The organism is Xanthomonas sp. Leaf148 (genome assembly GCF_001423585.1).
Taxonomy (GTDB): Bacteria; Pseudomonadota; Gammaproteobacteria; order Xanthomonadales; family Xanthomonadaceae; genus Xanthomonas.
On record NZ_LMOP01000011.1, the window covers coordinates 105490 to 129807 of the forward strand.

General features: G+C 63.2%; 17 protein-coding genes. 11 read left to right on the forward strand and 6 right to left on the reverse strand.

All coding sequences use genetic code 11. From position 1 onward, the window contains the following. Positions 1-129: 129 nt before the first annotated feature. Positions 130-972 carry a phosphatase PAP2 family protein gene (locus ASF90_RS16240; RefSeq protein WP_055852542.1) on the forward strand — a complete coding sequence of 281 codons (843 nt, stop codon included), beginning with the start codon at positions 130-132 and terminating at the stop codon, positions 970-972. A gap of 808 nt (positions 973-1780) precedes the next feature. Next, a complete protein-coding gene (locus ASF90_RS16245) occupies positions 1781-4825 on the forward strand; it encodes a TonB-dependent receptor (RefSeq protein WP_055852546.1) in 3045 nt (1014 codons plus the stop codon). A gap of 100 nt (positions 4826-4925) precedes the next feature. On the opposite strand, the gene mnmE is transcribed toward ASF90_RS16245, so the two are convergent. The 5 genes from mnmE to rpmH all read right to left on the reverse strand — a co-directional run bounded on the left by mnmE (position 4926) and on the right by rpmH (position 11594). Next, positions 4926-6269, reverse strand: coding sequence for a tRNA uridine-5-carboxymethylaminomethyl(34) synthesis GTPase MnmE (mnmE, locus tag ASF90_RS16250; protein WP_055852549.1), 1344 nt, complete (start codon positions 6267-6269; stop codon positions 4926-4928). 161 nt (positions 6270-6430) lie between these two features. Then, complete coding sequence (locus ASF90_RS16255; RefSeq protein ID WP_055852551.1) at positions 6431-9136, reverse strand: polysaccharide deacetylase family protein; 2706 nt, start codon at positions 9134-9136, stop codon at positions 6431-6433. A gap of 91 nt (positions 9137-9227) precedes the next feature. After that, on the reverse strand, positions 9228-10952 hold the full coding sequence (gene yidC, locus ASF90_RS16260) for a membrane protein insertase YidC (RefSeq protein WP_055852554.1): 1725 nt from the start codon (positions 10950-10952) through the stop codon (positions 9228-9230). Between the two features lie 25 nt (positions 10953-10977). Further along, positions 10978-11415, reverse strand: a complete 438-nt coding sequence (rnpA, locus tag ASF90_RS16265) for a ribonuclease P protein component (RefSeq protein WP_055852557.1) — start codon at positions 11413-11415, stop codon at positions 10978-10980. A gap of 38 nt (positions 11416-11453) precedes the next feature. Further along, a complete protein-coding gene (gene rpmH / locus ASF90_RS16270) occupies positions 11454-11594 on the reverse strand; it encodes a 50S ribosomal protein L34 (RefSeq protein ID WP_002805908.1) in 141 nt (46 codons plus the stop codon). Positions 11595-11836: 242 nt separating this feature from the next. Here rpmH and dnaA point away from each other — a divergent pair, with 242 nt between their 5' ends. The 5 genes from dnaA (at position 11837) to ASF90_RS16295 (ending at position 20143) form a co-directional block, all read left to right on the forward strand. Then, positions 11837-13165, forward strand: a complete 1329-nt coding sequence (dnaA, locus tag ASF90_RS16275; protein ID WP_055852560.1) for a chromosomal replication initiator protein DnaA — start codon at positions 11837-11839, stop codon at positions 13163-13165. Between the two features lie 276 nt (positions 13166-13441). Continuing rightward, entirely contained in the window at positions 13442-14542 is a 1101-nt protein-coding gene (gene dnaN / locus ASF90_RS16280) for a DNA polymerase III subunit beta (protein ID WP_055852563.1), read from the forward strand. Between the two features lie 1031 nt (positions 14543-15573). Continuing rightward, positions 15574-16680 carry a DNA replication/repair protein RecF gene (gene recF, locus ASF90_RS16285; RefSeq protein ID WP_055852566.1) on the forward strand — a complete coding sequence of 369 codons (1107 nt, stop codon included), beginning with the start codon at positions 15574-15576 and terminating at the stop codon, positions 16678-16680. Between the two features lie 114 nt (positions 16681-16794). After that, complete coding sequence (gene gyrB / locus ASF90_RS16290) at positions 16795-19239, forward strand: DNA topoisomerase (ATP-hydrolyzing) subunit B (protein WP_055852569.1); 2445 nt, start codon at positions 16795-16797, stop codon at positions 19237-19239. A 67-nt stretch (positions 19240-19306) separates the two neighbouring features. Then, positions 19307-20143 (forward strand): CPBP family intramembrane glutamic endopeptidase, encoded by an 837-nt coding sequence (locus ASF90_RS16295; protein ID WP_055852571.1) that lies wholly within the window; start codon positions 19307-19309, stop codon positions 20141-20143. A gap of 24 nt (positions 20144-20167) precedes the next feature. Here the strand turns inward: ASF90_RS16295 and ASF90_RS23910 are convergent, their stop codons facing one another. Then, positions 20168-20452, reverse strand: a complete 285-nt coding sequence (locus ASF90_RS23910; protein WP_162498465.1) for a hypothetical protein — start codon at positions 20450-20452, stop codon at positions 20168-20170. Here ASF90_RS23910 and ASF90_RS16300 point away from each other — a divergent pair. The 4 genes from ASF90_RS16300 to exbB all read left to right on the forward strand — a co-directional run bounded on the left by ASF90_RS16300 (position 20348) and on the right by exbB (position 24310). Next, a complete protein-coding gene (locus ASF90_RS16300; protein WP_055852573.1) occupies positions 20348-21154 on the forward strand; it encodes a M48 family metallopeptidase in 807 nt (268 codons plus the stop codon). The genes ASF90_RS23910 and ASF90_RS16300 overlap by 105 nt on opposite strands. A gap of 287 nt (positions 21155-21441) precedes the next feature. After that, positions 21442-22638 (forward strand): tetratricopeptide repeat protein, encoded by a 1197-nt coding sequence (locus tag ASF90_RS16305; RefSeq protein ID WP_055852575.1) that lies wholly within the window; start codon positions 21442-21444, stop codon positions 22636-22638. Positions 22639-22905: 267 nt separating this feature from the next. Further along, complete coding sequence (locus tag ASF90_RS16310; protein WP_029218135.1) at positions 22906-23463, forward strand: energy transducer TonB; 558 nt, start codon at positions 22906-22908, stop codon at positions 23461-23463. A gap of 85 nt (positions 23464-23548) precedes the next feature. Then, positions 23549-24310, forward strand: coding sequence for a TonB-system energizer ExbB (gene exbB / locus ASF90_RS16315; protein ID WP_005912445.1), 762 nt, complete (start codon positions 23549-23551; stop codon positions 24308-24310). The last annotated feature ends 8 nt before the right edge of the window (positions 24311-24318 follow it).

Here is a 24318-nt window from a genome sequence, read left to right on the forward strand (position 1 = left end):
TCAGATGACAGTGCCGAGACAGCTGCTGCGCATGCCGCGCTGTCGCTGCGTTGTGCTGGCATGCGCGTGTCATCTGTACGTCGTAATCTGCGCGACTCTTCCCGTCGTACTGCTTTCGAGGAATCGTCCATGGCCCACCGCATCGCCCGCCACTCGCAACGGACGCTGGCAAGCGTCGCCATTGCTGCCTTGGTGATCGGCAGCGGCGTGGCCAGTGCCCGGCAACCGGCAAAGCCGACGGACTCGGTGCTCGCCACCGACGCGCGTGGATACCTGGAAAAACAGCAGCTGCCCGACAGCCTGCAGCTGGTGCCGCCCCCGCCGCAGGACGGCAGCGCCGCGCTCGCCAACGACGAAGCCATCGCCAAGTCCATGCTCGCGCTGCGCGGCACACCACGCTGGGACCTGGCTGCGCGCGACGCGGTGCTGAGCTTTCCCGACGCCGCCAGCCATTTCAGCTGCGCGCTGGGCGTGCAGATCGATCAGACCAGCACGCCGCATCTGCTGCGCCTGCTCGAGCGCAGCATGCGCGACGCCAGCAGCAGTACCAGCGCCGCCAAGTCACGCTATCAGCGCCCGCGCCCGTTCATGCGCAATGCGCAGCCGATGTGCACCCCGGCTGACGATGCGGCACTGCGCAAGAATGGCTCCTACCCGTCCGGCCACACCGCCATCGGCTGGACCTGGGGCCTGATCCTGTCCGAGATCGCTCCCGCCCAACGCAACGCGCTCCTGGCACGCGGCCGCGCCTTCGGCGACAGCCGCCTGGTCTGCAACGTGCACTGGCAAAGCGATGTCCTGCAAGGCCGAATGATGGGCGCGGCCACCGTCGCCGCATTGCACGGCAACCCTGGGTTTGAAAAGGATCTGATCGCTGCACGCCGCGAAATCGCAAAGGCCAAGCCTGCGGATTCGGCCACATGCGCAGCGGAAACGGCGGCTTTGCAGACAGTGTTGCCGGGCGCGATGTAGGCAACAGCGCACGTTGCCCTGTTTGACTGGAACGGCCATGCCAGCCTGAAGTGCGCTGGCCTGTGTGCAGCGGTCTTACCGAACGTCGGCCGGCGACAGCCCACCGATCTGCGGCCGATGCACGTGCGACACCAACAAAGCGAAGAGCCGCGTCATGCACGAGGAACGCGGAAAACTGCGCCTTAGCGTGGGCCTATGCGCCACTGGTACGCGGACCCAAGCAGACCTACCGCAGCAGGCCTACCGCCCGAGCACGCAGAACCGGCGCCAGGCCGGGCAGCGTCGTAGGCCTTGCAGCAGGCGCTCCAATAACCCGGGGTGCAGCAGCACCTGCGCGTTCTCAACGAGTCGTGAAGCGGCCTTGCAGCCCTTATTCGGCGCGCTACGCCTTCTTGATCATGCAGTGACCGTGGCGATCCAGCATCCACACACCGCCTGGGCAAGCACGACGCCTGTCTTGCAACGCCTGACGCTACAAGTCCCGGGGTCCTGGTATCGCTCCGCTTCGACGACCTGGCCCCCTGTAGCACTGCCGCCTGTCTAGCGCTGGTACCTCACGGCTGAATACTTCATTCCCTTACAGCATCTGCGCGTCCGAATCTCGGCCCAAAAGCACTGAATTTGGCAATCTTTGCCGGATGATGACATTTCCGTACATCTTCGATTAATCTTCAGACAGGCTTCAGGAATGTGACATCCGTTCGGGTTGTCGACATCGTGCCCTGAAACCCAGCTCCCCCTCGACTGCGCTCGCAGTCGAGTCCCACGTCTGCAGTATCCGTGACCGAATTCATCAGGAGAGAGAGGAATGACGCGTCCAGGGGTTCGTAGTTCGTTATCGCGCAACATCAAGCGCAGCGCGTTGAGCCTGGCGCTGGGCATGTGCGTCATCGGTGGGGTGCAGGCGCAGAGCGCGGTTGGCTCCATTTTCGGTAGTGGGCAGCCCGGCAGCACCATCGCCATCCAGAGCCCGCAGACGGGCGTGAGCCGCTCGGCGACCGCCGCCGCAGATGGCAGATTCACCTTCAGCCAGCTGCCTCCGGGCAAGTACATCATCACCTCCGATGGAGTGACCCGCGAGGTCGAGGTCAAGGTTGGCAGCGGCTCGCAAGTGATGCTCGGCAGTCAGGCCAAAACGCTCGACCGGATCGAAGTGGTTGGCGCGCAGGCGTTCAACCCCATCGACGTTTCTTCGGTGGAATCGACCACCGTGTTCACCGCCGATCAGATGGTCTCGCTGCCGGTGGCCAGCGACGTCTCTTCGGTCGCGCTGCTCGCGCCGGGCGCGGTCCGCGGCGATAGCGGTTTGGGTGCGGGCAACCTTGCCTCGTTCGGCGGATCGTCGGTGGCCGAAAACGGCTACTACATCAATGGCTTCGACGTCACCAACATGCGCACGTTCCTGTCGTTCGCCAATCTGCCGTTCCAGAGCATCGGCCAGCTGCAGGTCAAAACAGGTGGGTACGGCGCCGAGTACGGCCGCTCGCTGGGCGGCATCGTCAGCATCGTCACCAAGGCAGGCTCTAACGAATGGCACTACGGCGGTAGCGTGGAATGGGCGCCGGACTGGGGTGCTGCGGCAGGTAAAAACGTCCGCGAGCGCGATCCTGATGCGGCAGACCCGTTGTACCAGTACCGCAGCGACGATCAGTTCGACAGCACCATTTACTCTGCCTATGCGAGCGGCCCGATCATCAAGGACCGCTTGTTCTTCTTTGCAATGGTGGAAGGCCGCCAGGAGAGTCAAGACAACTTCTATGCGCTGACCAGCCGGCGCGTCAGTGACACGACCCCGCAGGGCATGGTCAAACTCGATTGGTATATCAACGACAGTAACCTGGTCGAATTCACCGGCATCTACAACCAGGCCAAGACCAAGTACCGCACGTACGAATACGCCACCGACGCCAACGGCGATAACCGTTACAACGTTGGCCGGCACGAAGTGCCGATCGAGCAGTACGAGATGGAAAACGGCGGCAAGATCGGCATCCTCAAGTACACCGGCTACTTCACCGACAACTTCACACTGTCGGCGCAATACGGCTACCTGAGCAATCTGATCGACTCCCGCCTGCCGGCCGACCCGGCCGGAAGCGAATGCCCGTGGGCCTATAGCTTCGGCCTGACCACCAGCGTGATCGACCGGTACATCGGCTGCAACCCGGGCACGATCTCCACCATCGCCGACGCCGACGCAGAGCCGGACGAGGACATCCGCAAGGCGTTCCGTGTCGATGGCGAATGGGTACTGGGCGATCACCGGCTGCGCTTCGGCGTGGATCAGGAAAAGTACGAATCCAGTCACCGTGGCCGGACCTACGCCGGTGGCATCAACTGGGCGTATTACACGGTGCCAGGTACTTCGGTGGCCACCGGTGCGTTTGCGGGCCGGCCTGGTCGCACGGTCAACGGCCAGCTGGTTCCGCGCAATGCGCTGTACGCACGCTCGCGTGTCTATCAGACCAGTAGCTCCACATACGAAAACACCAACAGCGCGTTTTATCTGGAAGACAACTGGCAGGTCACCGAAAACTTCCTCGCCGTGCTCGGCTTGCGCGGTGAGAAGTTCGAAAACAAGAACGGCGATGGTATTGCCTGGATCGAATCCGATTACAAAATGGCCCCGCGCCTGGGCTTCTCCTGGGATGTGCTGGGCGACTCCAGCTTGAAGCTGTTCGGTACCGCAGGCCGCTATTACATCCCGGTGGCGACCAACTCCAGTATCCGTGCCACCGGCGCCGAATCGACTGTGTCCAACTGGTACTTCGTCAATGGCTGGAGCGAAGCCGATGGCACGCCGGTGGGCCAAGGCGCGCAAATCGGCCAGACCCAGACCAATGGCTCGCTCACTGCGCCCAATCCGGCCTCTGTCGCGTCCACCAACCTGTCGCCGATGTACCAGGACGAGATCATCCTCGGTGGCCAACTGCAGTTGACGGAAAACTGGATGGCCGGTGTGCGCATGATCCGACGCGAAGTGAAGTCCGGGATGGACGACACCTGCACCACCAATCCGTGGATCGATTGGGCGGCGGATAATGGCTTTCCGGATTTCGATCCGGGCTCGGTGCCCAGCTGCTACTTCTTGAATCCGGGCAGCGATGTGACCATCAACGTCGATCTCAATGGCGATGGCGAACTGGAACTGGCGACCTTGCCGGCCTCGTATCTTGGCCTGCCGGAATATCGCCGCCTGCATACCGCTCTGGAGTTCTTCTGGGAGCGCACTGGCGAGAAGTTCAACTTCCAGGGCTCCTATACGTTCGCCAGGACACGCGGCAACGTGGAAGGCTACGTCAATTCCACGCTGGAACAGGAGGACGCCGGCCTCACCCAGGACTTCGACCACCGCCTGTTCACCGATGGCACCTATGGGCCGACCCCGAACGATCGTCAGCACACGCTCAAGCTGTTCGGTGCTTATACGATCACGCCGGAATGGCAGCTTGGCGGAAATCTGGTGCTGCAGTCCGGGCGCCCGATCAATTGCCAGGGCTATATCCCGCTGGACGACATCCCGCAGCCTGACCAGGGCACCCTGAGCGGCTACAGCGGCTCGAGCTTTTATTGCTTGAACGCAGACGGTACCCGCGTGTTACGCCAACGTGGCGACGAAGGCCGCACGCCGTGGACCTGGACCTTCGATCTGGCCGCCGCTTATGTGCCCAACTGGGCCGATAACAAGCTGCGCATCAAGCTCGACGTGTTCAATCTGTTCAACAACGACCGAGTCACCGAGTACGACGAGTTCAGTGAAGCCTCGCGTGATGTGATCAGCCCGAACTATCTGAACGATCAGAACTATCAGACGCCGCGCTCGTTCCGGTTGACTGCCCGCTACGACTTTTAAAGTGTCGCATCACTGTGTGCGTTACGAATCCGGCCTGAAAAGGCCGGATTTTTATTTGTCGGCTCACGAGGCTCTTGGCGGCGCATCGCGCAGAGGCGCTTCACTTACCGATACAGAAACTCGAAAAGATCTTGCCCAACAACTCATCGGCGCTCAGCTTGCCGGTGATCTCGCCCAGCGCTGCATGCGCCAGGCGCAACTCTTCGGCGGCCAGTTCGAGTTGTTCGAATCCCAGTTCCAGATCGGCTGCATCGGCATGTTGCTCGGCACGTCGTAATGCATCCACGTGCCGGGTGCGTGCGGAGAATTCGCCGTCCACGCTTTCAACGCCATCGCCTAACGCGAGCTCGCGCAGGCGGGTGTGCAGCTGTTCCAATCCCTGGCCGGTGGTTGCCGAGACCGCTACTGCATTGGTATCGAGCAGCGGTGCACTGTTGTCCAGCAGATCGCATTTGTTATGAATCCACAGCTGGCGCGGGACGGCGTCGATGGCATCGCCAATCGCCTCGCGCGCGGCTTGCGGGTTGCGTGCGTCGAGCACCACCAGCGCCAGATCGGCACGCTGCAATTCGGCGCGCGCGCGGCGCATGCCTTCGCGTTCGATTGCATCGCCGCCATCGCGCAGTCCGGCGGTATCGACCAGGGTCAACTCGAAGCCATCGAGCAGGATCGCTTCATGTAAGGTGTCACGCGTGGTGCCGGCCACATCGGTGACGATGGCGCGATCGCTGCCGGCCAGCGCGTTGAGCAACGAACTCTTGCCCGCGTTGGGTGGGCCGATCAACACTGCATGCAGACCGTCGCGTAGCTTGCGCCCGCGTTCTGCATCGCGCAGCAGTTGCGCCAGCAATGTGCGCGCCTGCTGCAATCCTTCGCGCACCTGCGTACCACCCAATGTATCGAGCGGTTCGTCGGCAAAGTCGATCGCCGCTTCCACATGCACGCGCAAGCGCGTCAGGCTGTCGCTCACTGCATCGACGCGGCGCGAGAACACACCGTCCAGCGAGCGCCGCGCGGCACGTGCCGCACGCACATCGCCGGCAGCGATCAGATCGGCAATCGCTTCGGCCTGGGTCAGATCGAGTTTGCCGTTGAGAAAAGCGCGTTCGCTGAACTCGCCGGCGCGTGCCTGGCGTGCCCCCAGTGCAACGCAATGTGCAACCAGTTGGCGCAACACCACCGGGCTGCCATGCCCCTGCAGCTCCACCACGTCTTCGCCGGTAAAGCTGCGTGGCGCGTTGAACCACAGCGCAATGCCGTCGTCGATGACCTCGCCCTGCGCATCGCGAAAGCGCGCGTAGTGCGCATGCCGCGGTTGCAACGGCGCAATGCCCAGCTGCGTTGCGATCTGTACCGCTTGCGGCCCGGACAGCCGCACGATGCCCACGCCGCCGGTTCCTGCAGCACTGGCGATGGCAACGATGGTGGACGTGGAAGAGGACATGGGCACTGCTCTTGCGTGGATTGGAACCAAATGGGTGACGATCAAAATGCCTGCACAGCCGTCAGCCGTGTGGCCGATGCTCGGGCGTTAGCTGGCACGCGTCCATCTGGGCGCAGGCCTGTCCTGGATGGTGTGCCCGCCTTAGTGCTCGCCACTGTGCATCAAAGCGTCTGCAACTGCGCGCGCGCCTGCGCCGCACCGCTGCCTTGCGGCTGCAGTTCCAGATAAGTGGAATACGCCTTGCGCGCTTTGTCGCGATCGCCGGCCTTGGCGTAGGCATCGCCAAGATTGAGATACGCCACCGCGCGCGATGGATCGATCTTGAGCGTGTTTTCCAGCCAGCGCGCCGATTCGGCAAAGCGTTCCTGGCGGTAATACACAAACCCGAGATTGTTCGCAGCCAGCGCAAAATCCGGGCGCAGCTTCAAGGCTTCGGCAAATTGTTCGGCGGCTTCGGCGTAACGTTTTTCCTTGTACAACTGCAAACCGCGCTCGTTGGCCAACTGCGCGCGTTGACGATCGCTGCTCTTCACTGCAGTCGGCAAAACCAGCTTGGCTTCGCCACCTTGCAAGGTCTTGACCGTGACCGGCGCAGCCGCCACCGCAGCGCCGGTAGTCGCAGCAGCAGGACGCGCGGCGTCCACGCGTCCGTTGAGTGCGATCGCATCGGCCGACAACTGCGCAGTATCGGCGGTCAGGAATTCTTCGCCGCTGGGCACCTGAAACACGAACTCGCCGCCTTGCGATCCCGGCAGGCTGCCGAATGCCGGCGTCTGCGCCGACACCGCCGATACTGCCGGTGCGACATACGCAGCCAACTCAGTCCCGGTGATCAAGCCATCGCCATTGAGATCGCCCTTGCCGGCCAGCGCCTGCAGCAGCACCCAGGTAAACACCGAATGCCCGTTCGGCCCGCTATCGGCTACTTGTTGATCGGCGCCGCCGGCTGTGAGCATCTGGCGCGCAATGCGGCGCGCGTTCTCGCGCAAGTACGCACTGGAGGTCGGCCCGCCGCGCGTCAGACCCAACCCGCTGTAGCAGGCGTCCATCACGAACAACACGTGCTTGGCCTGCAGGCTTTCGGCGATGTTCTGCAGGTCGCTCATCGCAATCGCATCGCTGGCCAAATGCTCCGGGTCCGAGTCGACCGGAATGATGTAGCCCAGGTCGCGCCCGGAGGCGAGCCGGCGCGTAGCGCCGTGGCCGGCGAAGAACACGAACACGCGGTCGTTGGTCTGCGCCCGCCCTTCCCCAAGCCGGTCATGGAAGGCGGCGAGGATATTGTTGCGCGTGGCTTCGCTGTTTTTCAGCACGATCACTTGCGACGACGGAAATCCCAGCGGGCCGGTCAAGGTGCTGGCGATCGCTTGCGCATCGTTGGCTGCATATTCGAGCTTGGGCCAGTGCGCGTAGTCATCGATGCCGATCACGATCGCCCACGACTTGGCATAGCCGGTGGTCACCGTTGCGTCGGCCACGGCGCTGGGTGCACGCGCCACCGAAAACTCGCGGCCGTTCCAGCCGGCGAACTGATACCCGTCGGCGATCAACCGGTCCAGAATCTGCGGCAAGGCTTTCACCGCGCGGTCGTGGATGTCATGGAACAGCACGATGCCGCGCTGTTCCTTGTTCACCTGGTCGAGCACGCGCTGCACGATCGACTCTGGCACCGGGTCAGCCCAGTCCAGCGAATCGATATTCCACATGATCGACTTCAGACCGGCTTCGCCCAGCAGCTGCAGCCCTTCGGCATTGCGCGCGCCATACGGAAACCGGAACAGCGGCGCACGTTTGTCATCTACTGCACGCAACAAAGTATCGGTATCCAGCACCTGGCTGCGCAATGCATCGCCGGTGGTCTTGGACAACTGCGCGTGGGTCAGGCTGTGATTGCCCACCGCATAGCCTTCCTCCATCAGCGTATGGCTGATCTTGGACAATGGCGCCAGCTTGGGCTTGCCATCGGCATCCAGACTGCCGAGGTTTCGCCCTACTTCGAAGAACACGCCGGGCACGTCGTAGCGCTTGAGGATCGCCACAATTTCTTCGGTGTAGGCCTTGTGCGGGCCGTCGTCGAAGGTCAGCACCACCGTCTTGGGCGGCAGATCGCGGCCGAACACTTCGCTGTCGCTGTCGCGCGCGGAGAACGGATACGGCTCCACCACGCCATGGTCGCGCAGGATCTTTTCGCGTGTGTACAAGGTGCGCAAATGCGCCACGTAGTCGTCCCACTTTTCGCGCTTGGGCACGATGGCCCGGGTGCGATCGAAGCGACTGAAAATCTGCGTCAGTTCGGTGTTGTAACTGCGCTCGATCTCGTCCAGCGCTTCCAGATCCTCGCCGATGCGTTGATGCAGTTTGACTGCCGGCAGCGCCGAATCCTTGCCGATACGCGCATGCAGCTCGCGCAGCACCTCGGCAAATGCCAGGCGGTCGGCATCGAACAGATCCGGCGCCGATTCCACTTCGTCCAGTACCGTGGCGATCGCGGCGAAGCGGCTTGAGTCGCGCGAGCTCAGCACGGTTTCAAACGCGGCGGCAATGCGTTCGCGTTGTTCCAGATTTTCATGGAACAGCTGCTGCCCCACGCTGCTGGAGGTGGCGCGATCGCGCGGGCTTTGTTTGTCCTCATCGGCCAGCAACACGATGATGCGGCGGTGCCGATCCAGCTGTTCGCGCAGCTGTGCAATCAGCGCACGCGCCTTGGCGGCGTCGCCCGTTTGTGCGGCGGCAGTGGCAGTGCCACCGGCCGGCGGCGCCGAAGCAGATGCCTGGGTACCGGCATCGCGCTTGCCGCAGCCGGCCAGCGCCAGCAGTCCCGCGCAACTTGCGCATAGCAACAGGCGATGCAACGGCAATGGCTTCACGACGACGTCCTTGGCAATGGCGACAAACGGAGAGGGACTTGCATGCAGAAAGCCCGCCTTGCGGCGGGCCTTCTTGAACCTTTCTTAAGACTTACTTGGCGTTGGCCTGGATGATCTTGCTCGGCTTCTCGCCGTGCTGGCGGATCATCCACCACTGGATCAGCAAGCCAAGGCCGCCGTTGACGACCCAGTACAACACCAGACCGGCCGGCATGAAGGCCATCATGACGCCGAACACCAGCGGCATGAACTGCATCATCTTGGCCTGCATCGGGTCCATGCCCGGGGTCGGGGTCAGCTTCTGCGTGGCCCACATGATGGAAATGTTGAGCACCGGCAGGATGAAGTACGGGTCGCGCGCGGTCAGATCCTGGATCCAGCCCAGCCACGGTGCCTGACGCAGCTCCACCGATTCCACCAACACCCAGTACAGCGCGAAGAAGATCGGCATCTGGATCAGCAGCGGCAGGCAGCCGCCCATCGGATTGATCTTTTCCTTCTTGAACAACTCCATCGTCGCCTGCTGATACTTGGCGCGATCATCGCCATAGCGCTCCTTCAACTGCGCCAGGCGCGGCTGGAAGCGGCGCATCTTGGCACCGGACTTGTACTGCGCGGCCGACAGCGGATACAGCGCCAGACGCAGCAGCACCACCAGGCCGATGATGGCCCAGCCCCAGTTGTGCAGGAAGCTGTGCAGGTGGCTCAGCACCCAGAACAGGCCTTGGCCGATGATGGCCATGATCGAGAAGCGGCTGTAATCGACCACGCGGTCCAGACCCTTCACGTCTTCCTTGGCAATCAGGCTGACCAGTTTCGGGCCCACCCACAGGCGCGCCTCGGTGCTGGCGGTCTGGCCGGGCGCCACGGTGAAGGCCGGGCCACGCAGTTCGGCCACGTCGCGCGGGCCATCCTGATTCAGCACATACAGCGAGGCCTGATCCTTCTGCGGGATCCATGCGGTGAAGAAGTGGTGCTGCAGCAGCGCGACCCAGCCACCGGTGATCTGGCGATTCAGGCCGCCATCGTCCATGTAATCCTTGAATGCACGACGCTCGTAGCCTTCCTGCGGGCTGTACCAGGTCGCCCCGTTGAAGCTGAAGGAATCCGGGTTGGTCATGCCGCGGCTGAGGATGGTCGGCACCCGGCTCAGCTTGCGGAACACATAACCGTTCCACGCCGCACCGCTCTTGTTGATCACTTCATCCTTGATCGAGATCGCGTAGCGGCCGCGCTCCAGGGTGAAGGTGCGGCGGATCGACACGCCATTGGGACCGCTCCAGACGAACGGCACCACCAGGGTGTTCTGACCCTTGGCCAGCTCAAACGCAGTACCCGGCTGTTCGGCACGGAAGCCGCCTACGCCAGGCACCGGCGAGTGTTCGCTGGCCCAACCGCTGGTGGCGTTGTACGGGTGCACAGCATCTTCGGTCAGCAGATCGACCGGCGCGGTGCCGTCCTTGGTCTGCGGAAACTGCAGCAGTTCGGCATCCAGCACGCTGCGGCCATCCAGCTTCAGGCGCAGCACGTCCGAGGTCAGCGTGACGACCGGCGCAGCGCCGGCAGCTGCCGTGGTGGCCGTGGTGGTGCTGGTGGCCGCCGGTGCGGCGCCCGGGACGCCTGCCTGCGGGATGGCCTGGGCGGCGGGCACATTGGCCGCCGGCGCGCTGGCATCCGGGTCGCGCGCAGCCGGTACCGATTGCGTGGCGACTGCGGCAGGTGCATTGGCGGCCGCCTTGTCCTTGCCCCACTCCATCCACAGCAGCGCCGCGACCATCAGCCAGGCAAAGATCAGGAAAACACGGGTCTGGTTCATCGGGCAGCAACTCGCTCAGTCGGAACTACAGTTCCGGCTCTGTCGGGGAAAGGGAGGATGGGTGCATCGTCCTGGCGGGCGGCATTGTGCCGGGCGCAGCAGGTGGGGGCAATGCGCCGGCACGGCGCAGCAGACGCACGAAGGCGTCGCGAATCTGTGGATTGGTCGCTTTGGCGGCTGCGGAGCGGGCCACAATGACGTAATCGCCACCGGCCAGCTCGGGCAGCAGATGCCGCATGGCATCGCGCAGGACGCGCTTGATGCGATTGCGTCCGACCGCACGCGTGTCCACCTTGCGCGACACCGCCATGCCCAAGCGCGGCGGCGTATCGCCGGTGCGCCAATGCAGGCTGAGCAGCGGATCCGAGGTGCGACGCGCGGTATCGAAGACGACCGTATATTGCGCACGCGTACGAACCCGCGCAGAGCGAGGAAATCGCCTGCACGGGTTCGATGCGTTCACGGTAGGACTTGCCTCGGCCGCGGAGAGCGGCGCGGCAATCAAGCGCTCAGGCGCTTGCGGCCCTTGGCGCGGCGGCGAGCCAGGATCTTGCGGCCGTCGGCGGTTGCCATACGTGCGCGGAAGCCATGGTCGCGTGCTCGCTTGAGGTTGCTGGGTTGGAAAGTACGCTTGGTGGCCATGGGGCCCTCTGCATGGATGGAGACGAATAGAACCGGAAATTCTATAGGACCGCCCCGGGCCGGGTCAACTCCCCCGTTGCTTTACCAACCGTGAGCCTGCGCACGCCCTGTGGATGGACCTGTGAATAACTCTGGGAAAAGCCTGCCTGCGGTGCTAGTCTGGCCCATCCTCTTTTCACTTCCGGGCTGCGTGCACGGCGCCTTGCTGCGCGCCGCAGCCAGCAACAGATGATCAAACTTTGATGGATGCTTGGCCCCGCTGTCTGGAACGTCTTGAAGCTGAATTCCCGCCCGAAGATGTCCACACCTGGTTGAAACCCCTGCAGGCCGAAGACCGCGGCGACAGCATTGTGCTGTACGCGCCGAACGCCTTCATCGTCGACCAGGTCCGTGAACGCTACCTACCGCGAATCCGCGAATTGCTGGCGTATTTCGCCGGCAATGGCGAGGTGGCGCTGGCAGTGGGCTCGCGCCCACGTGCGCCCGATCCGTTGCCGGCGCCAATGGCCGCGCCCAGTGCGCCGGTCGCCGCGCCGATTGTGCCGTTTGCCGGCAACCTGGATTCGCACTACACCTTCGCCAATTTCGTCGAAGGCCGTAGCAACCAGCTGGGTCTGGCGGCTGCCATCCAGGCGGCGCAGAAGCCAGGCGATCGTGCGCACAACCCGCTGCTGCTGTACGGAAGCACCGGGCTGGGCAAGACCCACCTGATGTTTGCGGCCGGCAATGCGCTGCGGCAGGCCAATCCGGCCGCCAAGGTGATGTATCTGCGCTCGGAGCAGTTCTTCAGCGCGATGATTCGAGCGCTGCAGGACAAGGCGATGGACCAGTTCAAGCGCCAGTTTCAGCAGATCGATGCGCTGTTGATCGATGACATCCAGTTTTTTGCCGGTAAAGACCGCACGCAGGAAGAGTTCTTCCATACCTTCAACGCGCTGTTCGACGGCCGCCAACAGATCATCCTGACCTGCGATCGCTACCCGCGCGAAGTCGAGGGCCTGGAGCCACGGCTGAAGTCGCGTCTGGCCTGGGGCCTGTCGGTGGCGATCGATCCGCCGGATTTCGAAACCCGCGCGGCGATCGTGCTGGCAAAGGCGCGCGAGCGCGGTGCCGACATTCCCGACGACGTGGCTTTTTTGATCGCCAAGAAGATGCGCTCGAACGTGCGCGATCTGGAAGGCGCGCTCAACACGCTGGTGGCACGCGCCAACTTCACCGGCCGTGCGATCACCGTGGAGTTCGCCCAGGAGACGCTGCGCGACCTGTTGCGGGCCCAGCAGCAGGCGATCGGCATCCCCAACATCCAGAAGACCGTGGCGGACTACTACGGGCTGCAGATGAAGGACCTGCTCTCCAAGCGGCGCACCCGTTCGCTGGCACGCCCGCGCCAGGTCGCGATGGCACTGGCCAAGGAACTGACCGAGCACAGCCTGCCCGAGATCGGCGACGCGTTTGCCGGGCGTGACCACACCACCGTGCTGCATGCCTGCCGGCAGATCCGCACGCTGATGGAGGCCGACGGCAAGCTGCGCGAGGACTGGGAAAAGCTGATTCGCAAGCTCAGCGAGTGAGTCGTTGACGCCCTTCTCGGCATGCCGGGAAAAAAGCGTGGATGAGTTGGGGTCAAATGCGGGAGAATCTGTGGATAACGTTGCCCTGCAATCCGGGCGGAAAACTATCCACAGGTTTTCCTAGCAGACCAGGGGCACTAGTCCAACGGCTTTCAGGTGCTGAAATTCTTTTGGAAACAGAGAGTTATGGTGGTTATCCGCTGAAAACGGCCCTACCATCACCACCAAGCTTTTGATTTATCCATTATTTTTTAAAGCATAGGGGCACGGAACCACATGCGTTTTACACTGCAGCGCGAAGCCTTCCTCAAACCGTTGGCCCAGGTGGTCAATGTGGTCGAACGCCGTCAAACCCTGCCAGTCCTGGCAAACCTGCTGGTGCAGGTGAAGGACGGCCAGGTGTCCTTGACGGGCACGGACCTGGAAGTGGAAATGATCTCGCGCACGATGGTGGAAGACGCGCAGGATGGTGAAACCACGATCCCGGCGCGCAAGTTGTTCGACATCCTGCGAGCCCTGCCCGACGGCAGCCGCGTCACCATCTCGCAGACCGGCGACAAGGTCACCGTGCAGGCGGGGCGCAGCCGCTTTACGCTGGCGACGCTGCCAGCCAACGACTTTCCGTCTGTGGACGAGGTCGAAGCGACCGAACGCGTTGCCGTGCCGGAAGCGGCGTTGAAGGAGCTGATCGAGCGCACGGCGTTCGCAATGGCCCAGCAGGACGTGCGGTATTACCTCAACGGCTTGCTGTTCGACCTGCGCGATGGCCTGCTGCGCTGCGTGGCCACCGACGGACATCGGCTGGCGTTGTGCGAAACCGAGCTTGAGAAGTCCGGCGGCGCCAAGCGCCAGATCATCGTGCCGCGGAAGGGCGTGACCGAGCTGCTGCGCCTGCTGGAAGCGGCCGACCGTGAGGTCGAGCTGGAAGTCGGTCGGAGTCATATCCGCGTCAAGCGTGGCGATGTGACCTTCACCTCCAAGCTCATCGACGGCCGTTTTCCGGATTACGAAGCAGTGATTCCGATTGGCGCCGACCGTGAGGTCAAGGTCGACCGCGAGGCGCTGCGTGCGTCGTTGCAGCGCGCTGCCATCCTGTCCAACGAGAAGTACCGTGGCGTTCGCGTCGAGGTGTCTCCGGGGCAGCTGAAAATCAGCGCGCACAACCCCGAGCAGGAAGAGGCGCAGGAAGAGATCGAGGCAGACACCAAGGTGGACGACTTGGCGATCGGCTTTAACGTGAATTACCTGCTGGATGCGTTGTCGGCACTGCGCGACGAGCATGTGGTGATCCAGCTGCGCGACGCAAATTCGTCTGCATTGGTGCGCGAGGCAAGCAGCGAGAAGTCCCGCCACGTGGTCATGCCGTTGCGTCTCTGACGTTGCGTTCCACGTGGAACACGAAAGCCCGGCGAGAGTCGGGCTTTTTTGTGTCTCGTGCTCGCAAGCGGGCAGGCAAGACGCAGTGAGGCTTTGCCGGGGTGTGGGACAGCGTGTGTCAGTGTTCCGGTCAGAAGCTGGTGGTTAGGTGCTTAGCAGAGGCCCAGGCGGCGGGGATGGATTCGGGGCTCTTGCCAACGCGTCAGTGGCGAAGATCCCCGCATCCTCGTCGCCGTCTCGTGGATCCACAGCTGGCCTTGGTGCTTGAATCGGCTCACAGCTGCCACGGCGCGTGTGGGGACATGCCGATGGGCGGCTCAAGAGCACTGACCGCCATCAGCGAGCGTCGCATCCGCGTTTGGCAGATCCTTGCGTCGCAGTTCGTGCAAGGACGCGCTGCGGATGTCTACTGCCCTGCTGCTACCACCATGGGTCATTGATCCGATGGGGAGCCGGTTGCCAGCGATGCAGTGCAGATGCATTGCAAAAAGTAACTTGGCGTTCTCGGCTGCGTGAGGTCGGCAACATGACTAGCAGCGCCAGCCGTCATTAATCTCATTTCTCCGCGAGACCGGACAATTTCTGGCCTGACGTGTCTTTCGTGAATTCGGACCTAGAAAATAAACCCGTTCAGCGGGGGAACACTGGCGCGTACCGAGGTTCACTCAGCAACGCTCACCGTGCTGTTTCGAAACGGCAGTTTTGGACTTATGCACATCAAGCTTTGCTTTAAAAAATAGAAATAACTTAAGAGCTTGGTGGTGATGGTAGGGCCAGATTTCGCCTGAAAGTAGGTCAAGCTGTTGTTTTAAATGGTTTTTATAGGCGCGAAACCCTGTGTTTTAACCCCCGTCTTCCCCTCTGCAACCTGTGGATAAGACCAACCAGCCGTCTAACCGCTAATTTTGTCCCCAACTTATCCCCAGGAAGTCCTGTCGCGCGTTCTCGCTGCCACCGCGCGGTTGGTGGACCAATCACGTATGCTGCGGACCGGCCGGGGACCCGGATCACAGCCCGGAGCAGACTGATCGATGCACGTAGTGCGGTTGTCCATACATCGGCTTCGTCGCTTCGAGACAGTCGACCTCTACCCCGCCAGTTCCCTAAACCTGCTGACCGGTGACAACGGCGCAGGCAAGACCAGCGTGCTCGAGGCATTGCATCTCATGGCCTATGGGCGCAGCTTTCGTGGGCGAGTGCGCGATGGACTGATCCAGCAAGGTGCCAGCGATCTGGAAGTGTTCGTCGAATGGCGCGAACGCATGGGTGAGGCTGCAGAACGCACACGACGTGCCGGGCTTCGCCACAGCGGGCAGGAATGGACGGGGCGGCTGGATGGCGAAGATGTCGCACAGCTTGGTTCGCTCTGTGCCGCGTTGGCCGTGGTCACGTTTGAGCCGGGAAGCCACGTCTTGATCAGCGGTGGCGGTGAGCCGCGTCGCCGGTTCCTGGATTGGGGTTTGTTCCACGTGGAACCTGACTTCCTCGCGCTCTGGCGGCGCTATGCGCGAGCGCTCAAACAACGCAATGCCCTGCTCAAACAGGGGGCGCAGCCGCGCATGCTGGATGCCTGGGACCACGAGCTTGCCGAATCGGGAGAAACCTTGACCTCCAGACGGTTGCGCTACCTCGAGCGCCTGCAGGAGCGCCTGATTCCGGTCGCCACTGCGATTGCGCCGTCGCTGGGCCTGTCCGCCCTGGAGTTTTCGCCAGGCTGGAAGCGTCATGAGGTCTCGCTTGCGGATGCATTGCTGCTGGCGCGCGAACGCGACCGCCAGAATGGCTACACCTCGCAAGGCCCGCATCGCGCCGACTGGGCACCCCGTTTCGACGCTCTTCCCGGCAAGGACGCGCTATCGCGTGGCCAGGCGAAGCTGACCGCGCTGGCGTGCCTGCTTGCCCAAGCAGAGGATTTCGCCCACGAACGCGGAGAGTGGCCCGTGATTGCGCTGGATGACCTCGGCTCGGAGCTTGATCGGCACCACCAGGCCAGCGTATTGCAGCGTCTGGCCGCTGCACCGGCACAAGTGCTGATCACGGCGACGGAGACGCCGCCGGGCCTGGCCGATGCCGGCGAACTTCTGCACCGGTTCCACGTGGAACACGGAACGATCGCGCCTCAAGTCGCGGCTGACTAAGCCCGACGGCCAGAGCGGGCCGACTGGTATAATTGACGGGCTATCCCCCTTTTCCCACGGTGCGATGCGGCTCCTGCCGTTTCCGTTCCGTGTTGTGGAGCTAACGGCACACGCATGACCGACGAACAGAACACCTCGCCTACTCCCAACGGCACCTACGACTCCAGCAAGATCACCGTGCTGCGTGGCCTGGAAGCCGTCCGCAAGCGCCCCGGCATGTACATCGGCGATGTCCATGACGGCACCGGCCTGCATCACATGGTGTTCGAAGTGGTCGACAACTCCGTCGACGAAGCCTTGGCTGGCCACGCCGACGACATCGTGGTGAAAATCCTGGTCGATGGCTCGGTGGCGGTGTCGGACAACGGCCGTGGTGTGCCGGTCGACATCCACAAGGAAGAAGGCGTCTCGGCGGCCGAGGTGATCCTCACCGTGCTGCATGCCGGCGGCAAGTTCGACGACAACAGCTACAAAGTCTCCGGCGGCCTACACGGCGTGGGCGTGTCGGTGGTCAACGCACTGTCCGAGCACCTGTGGCTGGACATCTGGCGCGACGGGTTCCACTACCAGCAGGAATACGCGCTGGGCGAGCCGCAGTACCCGCTCAAGCAGCTGGAAGCCTCAACCAAGCGCGGCACCACGTTGCGCTTCAAGCCGGCCGTAGCGATCTTCAGCGACGTCGAGTTTCATTACGACATCCTGGCGCGCCGCCTGCGCGAACTGTCGTTCCTCAATTCCGGCGTCAAGATCGCGCTGATCGACGAGCGCGGCGAAGGCCGTCGTGACGATTTCCATTACGAAGGCGGCATCCGCAGCTTCGTGGAGCATCTGGCGCAGCTGAAGTCGCCGCTGCACCCCAACGTGATCTCGGTAACCGGCGAGCACAACGGCATCGTGGTGGACGTGGCCCTGCAATGGACCGACGCCTACCAGGAAACCATGTACTGCTTCACCAACAACATCCCGCAGAAGGATGGCGGCACCCACTTGGCCGGCTTCCGCGCCGCGCTGACACGCGTGCTCAGCAACTACATCGAGCAGAACGGTATCGCCAAGCAGGCCAAGGTCGCGCTGACCGGCGACGACATGCGCGAAGGCATGATCGCGGTGCTGTCGGTGAAGGTGCCCGACCCCAGCTTCTCCTCGCAGACCAAGGAAAAGCTGGTCAGCTCGGACGTGCGCCCGGCGGTGGAAAACGCCTTCGGTGCGCGCCTGCAGGAGTTCCTGCAGGAGAATCCGAACGAAGCCAAGGCCATCACCGGCAAGATCGTCGATGCCGCGCGTGCGCGCGAAGCCGCCCGCAAGGCGCGCGATCTGACCCGCCGCAAGGGCGCGCTGGACATCGCCGGCCTGCCCGGCAAGCTGGCCGACTGCCAGGAAAAGGATCCGGCGCTGTCGGAACTGTTTATCGTCGAGGGTGACTCGGCAGGTGGCTCGGCCAAGCAAGGTCGTAACCGCAAGAACCAGGCGGTGCTGCCGCTGCGCGGCAAGATCCTTAACGTCGAGCGCGCGCGCTTCGACCGCATGCTGGCCTCCGACCAGGTCGGCACGCTGATCACCGCGCTCGGCACCGGCATCGGCCGCGACGAGTACAACCCGGACAAGCTGCGCTACCACCGCATCATCCTGATGACCGACGCCGACGTGGACGGCTCGCACATCCGCACCCTGCTGCTCACGTTCTTCTACCGGCAGATGCCAGAGCTGATCGAGCGCGGCTACATCTACATCGGCCTGCCGCCGCTGTACAAGCTCAAGCAGGGCAAGAGCGAGCTGTATCTGAAGGACGACGCGGCGCTCAATGCTTACCTGGCCAGCAATGCGGTCGAAGGCGCGGCGCTAATTCCCGCCACCGGTGAAAAAGCCATCACTGGCGAAGCGCTGGAGAAGCTGCTGCTGCTGTACACCGGCGCCAACGAGGCGATCGCCCGCAACGCGCATCGTTACGACCCGGCCCTGCTGACCGCGCTTATCGACCTGCCGCCGCTGGATGTGGCGCAACTGCAGGCCGAAGGCGATGTGCATCCCACCCTGGATGCGCTACAGGCGGTGCTCAACCGCGGCACCCTGGGCACCGCGCGTTACCAGCTGCGCTTCGATCCGGCCACGGAAAACACCGCCGCAACCCTGGTCGCCATCCGCCGGCACATGGGCGAGGAATTCACCCAGGTTCTGCCGATGGGCGCGTTCGAAAGCGGTGAGCTGCGTCCGCTGCGTGAAGTGTCGCTGGCATTGAACGACCTGATCCGGGAAGGCGCGCAGATCGTGCGTGGCAACAAGACCCATCCGATCACCAGTTTCGCGCAGGCACATGCCTGGCTGCTGGAAGAGGCCAAGCGCGGCCGTCAGGTGCAGCGCTTCAAGGGCCTGGGCGAAATGAATGCCGAGCAGCTGTGGGAAACCACGGTCAACCCGGACACGCGCCGGCTGTTGCAGGTCCGCATCGAGGACGCCGTGGCCGCCGACCAGATCTTCAGCACCTTGATGGGCGATGTGGTGGAACCGCGTCGCGACTTCATCGAGGACAACGCGCTGAAGGTGTCCAACCTGGATATCTGAGCCGCCCGCGTCGCACCGGCGCAACGCAGCAGCGTTGTGCCGGCGACCCGGTGTCCGCAGGACGACGATGAGCACAGACCCTTCCACCCTACCGGCACCGCCCCCCGCGGCCGGCCGCTCTCCGCTGCCGCCCGTGCTGCTCGGTTTCGCGATCGATGTGTTGATCGCCGTCGGCTTGTTGCTCAGCCTGAGCGTGGCCGGCTTTGCGATCTGGGGTGCGATACGCGGCATCGGCTATGCGCAGGCCGCCAAGGCGCAGGGCCTGACGCCCTCCTCCGCCGACGTCATGGCCGCCATCGGCCAACCCGGGGTGATGGTGCAATTGCTCACCGCCCTGGTCAGCACTGCCACCCCAGCGGTGCTGCTGTACTACTGGCGTCGCCGCGCCACGTCTGTCGAACAGGCGGCCTCGCGGGCGGCTGCGCGACGGACCTCCACCTGGGGCTGGACCGCCCTGATCGCCGCCGCGGTCTTTGTGCTCAGCAATCTGGTCAGCGTGGCCGCCTCGGCACTGGGCATCAAACCAGTGCCCACCAACCTGCCGCTGATGGAAGAAGCCATCCAGCAGTGGCCGCTGGCCCTGGCGCTGTTTGCGGTGGTCATCGCTCCGGCCTACGAAGAGCTCCTGTTCCGTCGCGTCCTGTTTGGCCGCCTGCTGGCTGCCGGCCGCCCCTGGCTGGGAATCGTCTTGAGCGGCGCACTGTTTGCGCTGGTGCATGAAGTCCCCGGCATCAGTGGCAATGGCCCGGCCGCCATCGCCCAGCTCTGGCTGATCTACGGCAGCATGGGAGCGGCATTTGCCTGGCTGTATTGGCGCACCGGCACGCTGTGGGCGCCCATCGCCGCGCACGGCGTCAACAACGCCACTGCTCTGGCTGCCCTGTACTTTTTCGGAATCGGGTAAGCCAGCGCTGCGCCTCGTCCGGTGTCAGACCGTTGCGGTCAGTGCCTGCGATCCGTCCTTCCCCCCCCAGTACATCGCGATGCCGAGCGCGCCATTGGCGTTTATCTGATGGCCGTTGGCCACGTTTTGCTGGCCGATCCAGGCCGTTTGACGAAAAGTTAAGACGAGCCTGCCAAAATGGTCCGCATGATTCAGGGGGATCGAATGAAAGCCAGGTTGTTGATCGTTGTTGCCGTCCTCGCGTTGACGGCATGTGCCACTACTACGTCGCCAACCGGCCGCCGACAGGTGGTGGGAGGCGTGTCGCAAGAACAGCTCGACCAGCTGGGCGCGCAGTCGTTCGCGCAGACAAAGGCCAAGGAAAAAGTCAGCACCGACGGCAAGCAGAATGCTTATGTCCAGTGCGTGGTCAATGCACTGGTGGCGCAGTTGCCGCCGCAGTGGCGCGACACCAAGTGGGAGACGGCGCTGTTCGTTGACGACGAGGCCAATGCCTTTGCCCTGCCCGGCGGCAAGGTCGGGGTCAACACCGGCATCTTCACCGTTGCCAAGACCCAGGACCAACTGGCCGCCGTGCTGGGACACGAAATCGGGCATGTGATCTCGCGCCACCACGAGGAGCGCATCACCCGTCAGCTCGGCACACAGACCGGCCTGGGCATCATTGGCGCACTCGCTGGTGCGGCCTACGGCGACGGCGCGGCCAGCGCGGTGAATCAGGTCGGCGGCATGACCGCGCAGACCGTGTTCCTGCTGCCCGGGTCGCGGACCCAGGAGAGCGAAGCCGACGTGGTCGGTCAGCGCTTGATGGCGCAGGCCGGCTTTGACCCGGCTCAGGCGGTCACGCTGTGGCAGAACATGATGGCTGCCAGCGGCAACCGTCAGCCGCAATGGCTGTCTACCCACCCTGACCCGACCAACCGCATCCGCGAGCTGCAGGCCGACGTCAACCAGCTCGAACCGGTGTATCAGCAGGCACGGCAGGCCGGACGCGCTCCGCGATGCGGCTAGGTCCTGCCGCGGTGACGCTGCAATCGATGCTATCGGGCATTCAAAATCGCCAAGGTTGGCGCTGTATCCGCCTCTTACATCGGCGCGCAGTGCCCACCGCACGCTCACTTCCGATGTCTTACCGTTAGCCGCCCTAAGCAACTGTCTCCTGTCCCGATTGACGCACCACAACATGGAAACCGTTTTCGGGAACTGAGACTTTCTGCTAAGTTTGCCGGCTCAGATTTTTCGTACAGCTTCCATTCCGCTTTTCGCACCGCCCAACGGCGGCTCGTCCGAGGTGAAACATGAAACTGCTCAACCGCAAGCAAGCCCTGTTGTCCCTGTTCATCGCAGCGTCCCTGGGCGGGGCTGTCGTCACCGATGCGGTCGCGCAGTCGGACCGCTCTTCCGAGCGCGCCGCGCGTAAGTCCAAGGGCAACGGCAAGGCCGAAGAGCTGTACCCGCAGTCGACCCGTCAGGCCCCGACGATCAAGCCGTCGTCCAAGTTGAGCAGCAAGCTGCAGAAGCTGATCGAAACCTTCAACAAGGGCGAGGACTACCCGGGCGTGCGCAGCCAGGCCGATGAAATCCTGGCCAACAGCGCTGCCAACGAAGCCGACAAGGCGCTCGCCGCCCAGCTCGCTGCGCAGGCCGCCTACAACCTGGACGACACCGCTGGCGCCAAGAAGTACCTGCAGCAGGCCATTGGCCTGAATGCGCTGGACAACAACGGCCAGTTCCAGTCGATGCTGATGCTGGCGCAGTTGCAGATGCAGGACGACCAGCAGGCCGAAGGTCTGGCCACGCTGGACAAGTATCTGGACGAGAGCAAGTCGCAGCGTCCGGAAGATCTGATCCTCAAAGGGCAGGCGCTGTACCAGGCCGAGCGCTACAAGGAAGCGATTCCGGTGCTGAAGCAGGCCATCGCCGCCTCGCCCGAGCCGAAGGACACCTGGAACCAGCTGCTGATGGCGTCCTACGCCGAAGCCGGTCAGACCGGTGAAGCCGTGGCTGCCGCCGAGGCGCTGGCCGCCAAGACGCCCAACGACAAGAAGGCCCAGCTCAATCTGGCCAGCATGTACATGCAGGCCGATCAGATGGACAAGGCCGCCGGCGTCATGGACAAGCTGCGCGCGGCCGGGCAGTTGACCGAAGAAAAGGAATACAAGCAGTTGTATTCCATCTACGCCAACACCGAGAACAAGGAAAAGGATGTCATCGCGGTGATCAATGAAGGTATGCAAAAAGGCATCCTCAAGCCCGATTATCAGACATACCTTGCGCTGGCTCAGTCCTATTACTACGGCGAAGACGTGCCGAAGGCGATCGAGAACTGGCAGAAAGCCGCACCGCTTTCCAAGGACGGCGAGACCTATCTGAATCTGGCCAAGGTGCTGCATTCGGAAGGTCGCATCCCGGAGGCCAAGCAGGCCGCACAGCAGGCGATCGCCAAGGGCGTTAAAAAACCCGAAGACGCCAAGAAGATCATCAACCTGAAGTAAAAAAAGAAAATAAACCCCCGAAATCCCTGTGTTTTTAGTGGTTACAGGACTCGGGATTGGTATAAGCTTGGGAGTTCCTGCGGTGTCAAAGCCGTCCGAAAACCTGGGGATCATCACAGTGATCCGGGCCCCCACTGAAAGAGCCATTGGCGCATGACGGAACAACTCGTTATCCACAGGCATGACTATGATGCCGGGAACCAGGGTCTGAGCTGGGCCCGCATTATCGGTATTGCTTTTGTAATTGCCCTGCACCTCACTGCACTGATGATGTTGCTGATTCCTGCAGTGGCGCCGAAGGCTCCGGCAGAGAAGGAGCGCACCACCATGGTTACCCTGGTGGATGCACCGCCTCCTCCCCCGCCGCCGCCGCCGCCGCCGCCGCCGGAAGACAAGCCGCCACCGCCGGTCAAGAATCTGTCGCCGCCGAAGCCGTCACCGGTTCCGCCGCCGCCGGAAGCACCGGTCGTCGATGTTCCCGAACCGCGTCCTAGCGATATCGTCACGCCGCCGAGCCCACCGTCTCCGCCGCAACCGCCGAGTGACATCGGCGCCAGTGTCGATATCTCGTCCAAGAACATGAACCCGCCGAAGTACCCGCCAGCAGCGTTCCGTGCCGGCGTCCAAGGTGAGGTCATCCTGATCGTGGATGTGGATGCGAGCGGCAACGTGACCAATGTGTCGGTCGAAAAGTCCAGCCGCAACCGCGACCTTGACCGTGCCGCGATGGACGCAGCACGCAAGTGGAAGTTCAACGCCTCCACTGTCAACGGGCAGAAAGCCGCCGGACGTGTCCGCGTCCCGGTCAACTTTGCTCTGAACTGATCCCACGGGCCGGCCACGGCCGGCCCAGGATCCTGTCTTCCTTTCGCTCCACCCTTCATCACCACACACAACAAAGGTAAGCGTCATGCTGCAGGAATTCTTTATCGCCGCCGCTGCAGGGGGCTCCAATCCGTCGGCCGCACTTTCGCAGATGGGCTTCGAGCACCTGATCACCGAAATGACCTCGAGCCCGGGCGACTTTGCCGTGTCTTGGGTCGTGTTGATCACCCTGATCGCCATGTCCGCCGCCTCCTGGTACTGGACTGTCATCAACATCTTCCGCGCCACCCGCCTGAAGAGCGCGGCTGACCGCGTCACCACCGCGTTCTGGGATGCCCCGAATGCGCAGGACGCGATTCGCGCCATGGAAGAACAGCCGGCTTCCGAGCCGTTCTCGAAGATCGCGCTGGACGCAGCCCAGGCTGCTGCTCACCACCAGCGTGCCGAAGGCAGCACCGGTGGTCTGGGCGAGAGCCTGAGTCGTTCGGAGTTCGTCGACCGCGCCCTGCGTCAGGCCGTGACCCGCGAAAGCACCAAGCTGCAGTCGGGCATGACCCTGCTGGCCACCGTCGGTGCGACCGCGCCGTTCGTCGGTCTGCTCGGTACCGTGTGGGGCATCTACGGCGCGCTGATCAAGATCGGTGCAACCGGTTCGGCCTCCATCGACGCCGTTGCCGGCCCGGTGGGTGAAGCGCTGATCATGACCGCGATCGGTCTGTTCGTCGCCATCCCGGCCGTGTTCGCGTTCAACTTCTTCTCCAAGGTCAACAGCTCGGTGATCGCCAAGTTCGACACCTTTGCCCATGACCTGCACGACTTCTTCGCCACCGGTTCGCGCGTTCGCTAATCCGGTAG

Coding starts and splice junctions, on each gene's coding strand:
- ASF90_RS16240 (WP_055852542.1), top strand. CDS start 130: ATGGCCCACCGCATCGCCCGCCACTCGCAACGGACGCTGGCAAGCGTC.
- ASF90_RS16245 (WP_055852546.1), top strand. CDS start 1,781: ATGACGCGTCCAGGGGTTCGTAGTTCGTTATCGCGCAACATCAAGCGC.
- mnmE (WP_055852549.1), bottom strand. CDS start 6,269: ATGTCCTCTTCCACGTCCACCATCGTTGCCATCGCCAGTGCTGCAGGA.
- yidC (WP_055852554.1), bottom strand. CDS start 10,952: ATGAACCAGACCCGTGTTTTCCTGATCTTTGCCTGGCTGATGGTCGCG.
- rpmH (WP_002805908.1), bottom strand. CDS start 11,594: ATGGCCACCAAGCGTACTTTCCAACCCAGCAACCTCAAGCGAGCACGC.
- dnaA (WP_055852560.1), top strand. CDS start 11,837: ATGGATGCTTGGCCCCGCTGTCTGGAACGTCTTGAAGCTGAATTCCCG.
- dnaN (WP_055852563.1), top strand. CDS start 13,442: ATGCGTTTTACACTGCAGCGCGAAGCCTTCCTCAAACCGTTGGCCCAG.
- recF (WP_055852566.1), top strand. CDS start 15,574: ATGCACGTAGTGCGGTTGTCCATACATCGGCTTCGTCGCTTCGAGACA.
- gyrB (WP_055852569.1), top strand. CDS start 16,795: ATGACCGACGAACAGAACACCTCGCCTACTCCCAACGGCACCTACGAC.
- ASF90_RS16295 (WP_055852571.1), top strand. CDS start 19,307: ATGAGCACAGACCCTTCCACCCTACCGGCACCGCCCCCCGCGGCCGGC.
- ASF90_RS16300 (WP_055852573.1), top strand. CDS start 20,348: ATGAAAGCCAGGTTGTTGATCGTTGTTGCCGTCCTCGCGTTGACGGCA.
- ASF90_RS16305 (WP_055852575.1), top strand. CDS start 21,442: ATGAAACTGCTCAACCGCAAGCAAGCCCTGTTGTCCCTGTTCATCGCA.
- ASF90_RS16310 (WP_029218135.1), top strand. CDS start 22,906: ATGATGTTGCTGATTCCTGCAGTGGCGCCGAAGGCTCCGGCAGAGAAG.
- exbB (WP_005912445.1), top strand. CDS start 23,549: ATGCTGCAGGAATTCTTTATCGCCGCCGCTGCAGGGGGCTCCAATCCG.